This window comes from Corynebacterium kalidii, from assembly GCF_022869005.1.
Lineage (GTDB): Bacteria > Actinomycetota > Actinomycetes > Mycobacteriales > Mycobacteriaceae > Corynebacterium > Corynebacterium kalidii.
The window spans coordinates 705310-713109 of sequence record NZ_JALIEA010000017.1; the positions used below are offsets into that span (position 1 = coordinate 705310).

At 59.9% G+C, this 7800-nt stretch carries 3 protein-coding genes and 3 rRNA genes; all 6 read right to left on the reverse strand.

Annotated features, from left to right (window positions below):
* Positions 1 to 2: 2 nt before the first annotated feature.
* The 6 genes from MUN33_RS13980 to MUN33_RS14005 all read right to left on the reverse strand — a co-directional run bounded on the left by MUN33_RS13980 (position 3) and on the right by MUN33_RS14005 (position 7625).
* Positions 3 to 179, reverse strand: coding sequence for a hypothetical protein (locus MUN33_RS13980; protein WP_244805501.1), 177 nt, complete (start codon positions 177 to 179; stop codon positions 3 to 5).
* Entirely contained in the window at positions 176 to 1162 is a 987-nt protein-coding gene (locus MUN33_RS13985; RefSeq protein WP_244805502.1) for an HAD-IIA family hydrolase, read from the reverse strand. The genes MUN33_RS13980 and MUN33_RS13985 overlap by 4 nt, the downstream gene beginning before the upstream one ends.
* 3 nt (positions 1163 to 1165) lie before the next feature.
* On the reverse strand, positions 1166 to 2269 hold the full coding sequence (locus MUN33_RS13990) for a tetratricopeptide repeat protein (RefSeq protein WP_244805503.1): 1104 nt from the start codon (positions 2267 to 2269) through the stop codon (positions 1166 to 1168).
* A gap of 178 nt (positions 2270 to 2447) precedes the next feature.
* Positions 2448 to 2564, reverse strand: a 5S ribosomal RNA gene (rrf, locus tag MUN33_RS13995).
* Between the two features lie 126 nt (positions 2565 to 2690).
* A 23S ribosomal RNA gene (locus MUN33_RS14000) occupies positions 2691 to 5762 on the reverse strand.
* A 347-nt stretch (positions 5763 to 6109) separates the two neighbouring features.
* A 16S ribosomal RNA gene (locus MUN33_RS14005) occupies positions 6110 to 7625 on the reverse strand.
* The 16S, 23S and 5S rRNA genes sit together here, the layout of an rRNA operon.
* Positions 7626 to 7800: the final 175 nt, after the last annotated feature.

The following is a 7800-nucleotide window of genomic DNA, read 5'->3' on the forward strand; positions in this document are numbered from 1 at the left end:
CGTCAGCGGCCCTCCATCGCGTCGTTGATCAGGTGGTGCGCCTGCTCGAGGAGCTCGGCCTCCTCCGGGCCCGTGGCATCCGAGGCCAGCAGCGCGTCGACACGGGCGACGAGAGCGTCCGCGTCGAACGCCCCGTCACCCGGGGTGGCCGCTCCGGCGGCACCGTCGTCGGGGTTCACCGCCATCCCTCCAGAGCCGTGTGTGCGGCACCGTCACCGACGGCGGCGACGACCTCGGGGGATCCGCCGCGGTCCGCTTCCCGCCAGACGACCGGTGCTGCCACGGCGACGGCCTCCGCCGCCATGACCGCCGCGTCCCCGGTGGCCCCGGACGACACGACGACCCGGTCGTCCTCGAGTGCGGCAGACCAGCCCGGCAGGTGGTCGCGGAGATTCGCGGCAATGTAGGTCGGACGGACGTCCGTGTGGAGCAGTTCGGTGTGGGTCGCCACACCGGTCAGTACGCAGAGCGTGTCGATCCCGGCGGAGATCCCGCCGGCGATGTCGGTGTCGAGACGGTCACCCACCGCGAGGGGACGACGTGCCCCGGACGCGGCGACGGCACGGCGGAACATCTCGGGCAGGGGTTTACCTGCGCTCCGGGGGGTCACCCCGGTGGCGCTCACGACGGCCGCGACCAGGGAGCCGTTGCCCACGAGGAACCCGCGTTCCGACGGCAACGTGGTGTCCAGGTTGGACGCGACGTACTCGGCGCCGGCCCTGATGCTCAACGCCGCCTCCGACAGCTGCCGCCACCCGTTCTCCGGGCTGTGACCGTGCAACACGACCTGGGGGCCGGCGTCGGCGGTGTCGACGACCTCGAAACCGGCCTCGACGGCGAGCTCACGGAAGGAGTCCGCGCCGACCACGTAGGCCCGACGACCAGTCTGCGGGACTCCCTTGTCGTCGAGGATGTCGTTGGCCAGCGTGCACGCGGCCTGGGCGGAGGTGAGGACCTGCCCGGCGTCCGCGTCGAACCCCATCTGCCGCAGATGTTCCGCGACCTGCCCCGGGGACCGCGAGGCGTTGTTGGTGATGTAGACGATCTCCCGGCCGTCGAGTGCCTCGTGGGCGCCGTCGACGGCGACGCCGCCCTTGAAGACTGTGCCGTCGAGGTCGGCGAGCAGGACGTCGTAGTCGTCCAGTACGCGCAGGCCCGCCATATGTCAGGCGTCCTTGATGTCGCGCAGTCGGTCCTCTGCGTCGAGCACGTTCTCGGTGTCCATCTCGATGGCCCGTTCGAACCAATCCCGGGCGCCGGCGGTGTCACCGGTGGCCAGGAGTGCGTCCGCGTAGGCGTAGGTGACACGGAGCGCGGTCACCGCCGGGAGGTCGGTCGACTCCGACTCGGGTTGCAGCGTCGCGAGGGCGGCGTCGTTGTCGCCGAGGTCGTGCTGTGCGCCGGCCACGACGATCGCCAGTTCCGCGCGGCCCTCGGGGTCAAGCTCACCTGCTTCGGGCGAACGTCCGAGTTCCACGGCCTTCGCGGGGTGGCCGAGACCGCGTTCGCAGTCCGCCATGACGGCGAGGAGACCTGGGCCTCCCGCCATACGACGTGCGGCGCGGAGCTCCGTCAGCGCCTCCTTCCACTGGCCGGCATGGTAGGCGGCGATACCCAGGGTCTCGCGGGTGATCGGGACACGTCCGCCCCGGTCCTTGGCCGCGCGGGCGTGGGCGAGGGCCCGGTCGGCGTCCTTGTCCATCAGCGCCGCAGCCATGACCAGATGCCCGGCGACCTTGTCGGCGTTGTCCTTCGACAGGCTGCGGAGTTCCTGGCGGATGCCGGGGTCAAGCTCCTTCGGACTGACGTCCGAGGGGATCTCGGGTTCCTGGTTGCGCTGGGTGATGCGCTCTTCGCGGTAGCCGCTACGGTGGGGGCCGTTGTGACGGTCCCGACGGCGGTCGTCACCCTGACCCTGGCCGCCCCGGTTGGGTCGACCTCCATTGCGGTGGTCGCGTCCGCCCCGGCCGCCGCGGCTGTCGTCGTCCCGACGTCCCCGGTAGCCGCCGCGGCTGTCGTCATCGCGACGCCCCCGGTAGCCGCCGCGGCTGTCGTCGTCGCGACGCCCCCGGTAGCCGCCGCGTCCCCCGTCACAGCTCTGTCCACGACTGTCGTCCCGGTTGCCGCCACGGCTACCGTAGCCACGCTGTCCCCCGCCACGGTTGTCCTGTCCGCTGCGGCCGCCGGGGCCCCGTCGTCCGGTGTTGGATGACTGGTTTCCACCACGGTGGTGACCGCGGGACCCGCTGCCGCCGGAGGACTCGCTCATGTGACTACCTCTTCCTAGAAGTTGTTATTCCTGACCGATTCTAGGTCAGGGACGCGCAGAGACCAACCGTGAGGTGTCTCCGGCTGTCGCTGTGCGCTGTAAAAACGCATAAAAAAAGTGGTGTGTGACCACAACAACCACAACGATTGCTGCAACCACACACCACACAAAAGAACAATGCCGGCGGCGACCTACTCTCCCACACCCTCCCAGGTGCAGTACCATCGGCGCAGGCAGGCTTAGCTTCCGGGTTCGGAAAGGGACCGGGCGTGACCCCGCCGCTAAAACCACCGACAAAAACACAAGAACAAAACACACACCCACCCGACAAACCAAGTGGTGTGCTGTGCCGTTCCAGACACTGCACAATGAACGCGAATACCAACAACTTACGCAACAAGCCAACTTCAAGCCATTACAATAATGTCATCCTCGGTCAATTAGTACCGGTCACCTCCAACACTCACATGCTGTCCAGATCCGGCCTATCAACCCCGTCGTCTACAGGGAACCTCAAACGAAACCTCATCTCGAAACAGGCTTCCCGCTTAGATGCTTTCAGCGGTTATCCCTCCCATACGTAGCCAACCAGCCATGCCACGGGCGTGACAACTGGCCCACCAGAGGTATGTCCAACCCGGTCCTCTCGTACTAGGGTCAGCCTTTCTCAAGTTTCAACGCGCACGGCGGATAGAGACCGAACTGTCTCACGACGTTCTAAACCCAGCTCGCGTGCCGCTTTAATGGGCGAACAGCCCAACCCTTGGGACCAACTCCAGCCCCAGGATGCGACGAGCCGACATCGAGGTGCCAAACCATCCCGTCGATATGGACTCTTGGGGAAGATCAGCCTGTTATCCCCGGGGTACCTTTTATCCGTTGAGCGACACCGCTTCCACAAGCCGGTGCCGGATCACTAGTCCCTACTTTCGTACCTGCTCGACCTGTCAGTCTCACAGTCAAGCTCCCTTGTGCACTTACACTCAACACCTGATTACCAACCAGGCTGAGGGAACCTTTGGGCGCCTCCGTTACTCTTTGGGAGGCAACCGCCCCAGTTAAACTACCCACCAGGCACTGTCCCTAACCCAGATCATGGGCCGAGGTTCAGATATCCAGCACGATCAGAGTGGTATTTCAACAACGACTCCACAACCACTAGCGTGACCGCTTCACAGTCTCCCACCTATCCTACACAAACCGAACCGAACACCAATACCAAGCTATAGTGAAGGTCCCGGGGTCTTTTCGTCCTGCCGCGCGTAACGAGCATCTTTACTCGTACTGCAATTTCGCCGGGCCTGTGGTTGAGACAGCAGGGAAGTCGTTACGCCATTCGTGCAGGTCGGAACTTACCCGACAAGGAATTTCGCTACCTTAGGATGGTTATAGTTACCACCGCCGTTTACTGGGGCTTAAATTCTCCGCTTCGGTGAAAACACCTAACAGGTCCTCTTAACCTTCCAGCACCGGGCAGGCGTCAGTCCGTATACATCGACTTACCGTCTTCGCACGGACCTGTGTTTTTAGTAAACAGTCGCTTCCCTCTATCCTCTGCGACCCACACCAGCTCCAGCCGAAAAAGCCTTCACCAGCACGGGCCCCCCTTCTCCCGAAGTTACGGGGGCATTTTGCCGAGTTCCTTAACCACAGTTCACCCGATCGCCTTAGTATTCTCTACCTGACCACCTGTGTCGGTTTGGGGTACGGGCCGAATGTGCACATCGCTAGAGGCTTTTCTCGACAGCATAGGATCACCAACATCCCCGCAAACGGGTACGCATCACGCCTCACCCACAATGAACCCCGGATTTACCTAGGATTCGGGCCACACGCTTACACCACAATCCAATAAGTGGCTCGGCTACCTTCCTGCGTCACCCCATCACTTGGCTACTACCAACTCAGGTCCCACGCATCCACACACAGCAACCCACAAAGTAGGCCACCACACGCTTCAGGGCGGTTAGTATCGCTGATTCACCATGGTCGCACACACACGGGTACGGGAATATCAACCCGTTATCCATCGACTACGCCTGTCGGCCTCGCCTTAGGCCCCGACTCACCCTGGGAAGATTAACTTGACCCAGGAACCCTTGGTCATCCGGCGGATGAGGTTCTCACTCATCATTCGCTACTCATGCCTGCATTCTCACTCGCATAGCGTCCAGCACTGGGTCACCCCGCACCTTCACTCGCCACACGACGCTCCCCTACCAACCCACCAAAAGGTGAGCTCCGCGGCTTCGGCGGTGTACTTGAGCCCCACTACATTGTCGGCGCAGGACCACTCGACCAGTGAGCTATTACGCACTCTTTCAAGGATGGCTGCTTCTAAGCCAACCTCCTGGCTGTCTTCGCGATCCCACATCCTTTTCCACTTAGTACACCCTTAGGGGCCTTAGCCGGCGATCTGGGCTGTTTCCCTCTCGACTACGAAGCTTATCCCCCGCAGTCTCACTGCCGCGCTCTCACTTACCGGCATTCGGAGTTTGGCTGATGTCGCTAAGATGGTAGTCCCGCTAAACCAACCAGTAGCTCTACCTCCGGCAAGAAACACACGACGCTGCACCTAAATGCATTTCGGGGAGAACCAGCTATCACGGAGTTTGATTGGCCTTTCACCCCTACCCACAACTCATCCCCTCAGTTTTCAACCTAAGTGGGTTCGCGCCTCCACGACGTCTTACCGTCGCTTCACACTGGCCATGGGTAGATCACCCCGCTTCGGGTCCAGGACACGCCACTAACAACACACTAGTTAGTATTCGCTTTCGCTACGACTACCCCACACGGGTTAACCTCGCGACGTGCCGCTGACTCGCAGGCTCATTCTTCAAAAGGCACGCCATCACCCCACAAGGAGGCTCTGACGGATTGTAGGCACACGGTTTCAGGTACTATTTCACTCCCCTCCCGGGGTACTTTTCACCATTCCCTCACGGTACTAATCCGCTATCGGTCACAACAAGTATTCAGGCTTACCGGGTGGTCCCGGCAGATTCACAGCAGATTCCACGAGCCCGCTGCTACTCGGGGACACTTGCAACCCACATGCATGATGCTTTCACGTACCGGACTCTCACCGTCTACGGCAGGCCATTCCAAACCACTTCCGCTAACACCACACACACAGGCGGCAGGCTGACAGACCCACCACACAAGACCCCACAACACCCCACATGCAACCCCTGCCAGGTATCACACACACAAGGTTTAGCCACATCCGATTTCGCTCGCCGCTACTCACGGAATCACTATTGTTTTCTTCTCCTACGGGTACTGAGATGTTTCACTTCCCCGCGTTCCCTCCACACCAGCTATACATTCACCAGCGGGTGACCGCGCATAACCACGGCCGGGTTTCCCCATTCGGACATCCTCGGATCAACGCTCAGTTGGCAACTCCCCGAGGCATTTCGCAGCCTCTCACGTCCTTCATCGGCTCATTGTGCCAAGGCATCCACCGTGCGCCCTTCACAGACAACACTAAAACAAACAAAAGATGACTCTACAAAATTGCATAAAATAAAGAAGATACTCGCGTCCACTATACAGTTCTCAAACAACACGACACCCACACCCACCAACCACACCACACAGGCGCAGCCAACAGACAAGAAGATGCCCACACACTAGGAGCATGCTGCCCCAGACACCCAACAACGCAACAAACCCAAGCACTCCCCACCACACCACACAAAAGCTGTGCGACAAACAAACGATGACCCGGCAATGATCTCCACCCGGATTCAACACGCAGACTACGCAAACCCCCACCCACCACAACACAGTGACAGGCAGGCAAGAAAGGCCTGCAACCAAAAAGCTCCTTAGAAAGGAGGTGATCCAGCCGCACCTTCCGGTACGGCTACCTTGTTACGACTTCGTCCCAATCGCCGATCCCACCTTCGACAGCTCCCTAACGAGTTTGGGCCACTGGCTTCGGGTGTTACCAACTTTCATGACGTGACGGGCGGTGTGTACAAGGCCCGGGAACGTATTCACCGCAGCATTGCTGATCTGCGATTACTAGCGACTCCGACTTCATGGAGTCGAGTTGCAGACTCCAATCCGAACTGAGACCGGCTTTAAGGGATTAGCTCCACCTCACGGCATCGCAACCCACTGTACCGACCATTGTAGCATGTGTGAAGCCCTGGACATAAGGGGCATGATGATTTGACGTCATCCCCACCTTCCTCCGAGTTAACCCCGGCAGTCTCTCGCGAGTCCCCACCATAACGTGCTGGCAACACAAGACAAGGGTTGCGCTCGTTGCGGGACTTAACCCAACATCTCACGACACGAGCTGACGACAACCATGCACCACCTGTATACAGACCACAAGGGACAACACATCTCTGTGCCAATCCTGCATATGTCAAGCCCAGGTAAGGTTCTTCGCGTTGCATCGAATTAATCCACATGCTCCGCCGCTTGTGCGGGCCCCCGTCAATTCCTTTGAGTTTTAGCCTTGCGGCCGTACTCCCCAGGCGGGGCGCTTAATGCGTTAGCTACGGCACAGAAGTCGTGGAAGACCCCCACACCTAGCGCCCACCGTTTACGGCATGGACTACCAGGGTATCTAATCCTGTTCGCTACCCATGCTTTCGCTCCTCAGCGTCAGTAACTGCCCAGAGACCTGCCTTCGCCATCGGTGTTCCTCCTGATATCTGCGCATTTCACCGCTACACCAGGAATTCCAGTCTCCCCTACAGCACTCAAGTTATGCCCGTATCGCCTGCACGCCCGGAGTTAAGCCCCGGAATTTCACAGACGACGCGACAAACCACCTACGAGCTCTTTACGCCCAGTAATTCCGGACAACGCTCGCACCCTACGTATTACCGCGGCTGCTGGCACGTAGTTAGCCGGTGCTTCTTCTGCAGGTACCGTCACAAAAGCTTCGTCCCTGCTGAAAGGAGTTTACAACCCGAAGGCCTTCATCCCCCACGCGGCGTCGCTGCATCAGGCTTGCGCCCATTGTGCAATATTCCCCACTGCTGCCTCCCGTAGGAGTCTGGGCCGTGTCTCAGTCCCAATGTGGCCGTCCACCCTCTCAGGCCGGCTACCCGTCGACGCCTTGGTAGGCCATTACCCCACCAACAAGCTGATAGGCCGCGGGCTCATCCTGCACCGAAAAACTTTCCACCACCGACACTAAACGATGGTCCTATCCGGTATTAGACCCAGTTTCCCAGGCTTATCCCGAAGTGCAGGGCAGATCACCCACGTGTTACTCACCCGTTCGCCACTCGAGTACCCTGCAAGCAGGGCCTTTCCGTTCGACTTGCATGTGTTAAGCACGCCGCCAGCGTTCGTCCTGAGCCAGGATCAAACTCTCCATAAAAGCATATCAGCCCTACAAAAAGCCTGAACATACTGGCAAACAAAAAAATATACTGAACTACTGACAAAAAATGTCAATCAACATCAACCCGCACCACGGGGGGTGGCACGAGCCGACAAACATCAACACCAACCAGCAGCACAATAAGAAAAGAACGATATTTAACAAGCAATCA

Coding starts and splice junctions, on each gene's coding strand:
- MUN33_RS13990 (WP_244805503.1), bottom strand. CDS start 2,269: ATGAGCGAGTCCTCCGGCGGCAGCGGGTCCCGCGGTCACCACCGTGGT.
- MUN33_RS13985 (WP_244805502.1), bottom strand. CDS start 1,162: ATGGCGGGCCTGCGCGTACTGGACGACTACGACGTCCTGCTCGCCGAC.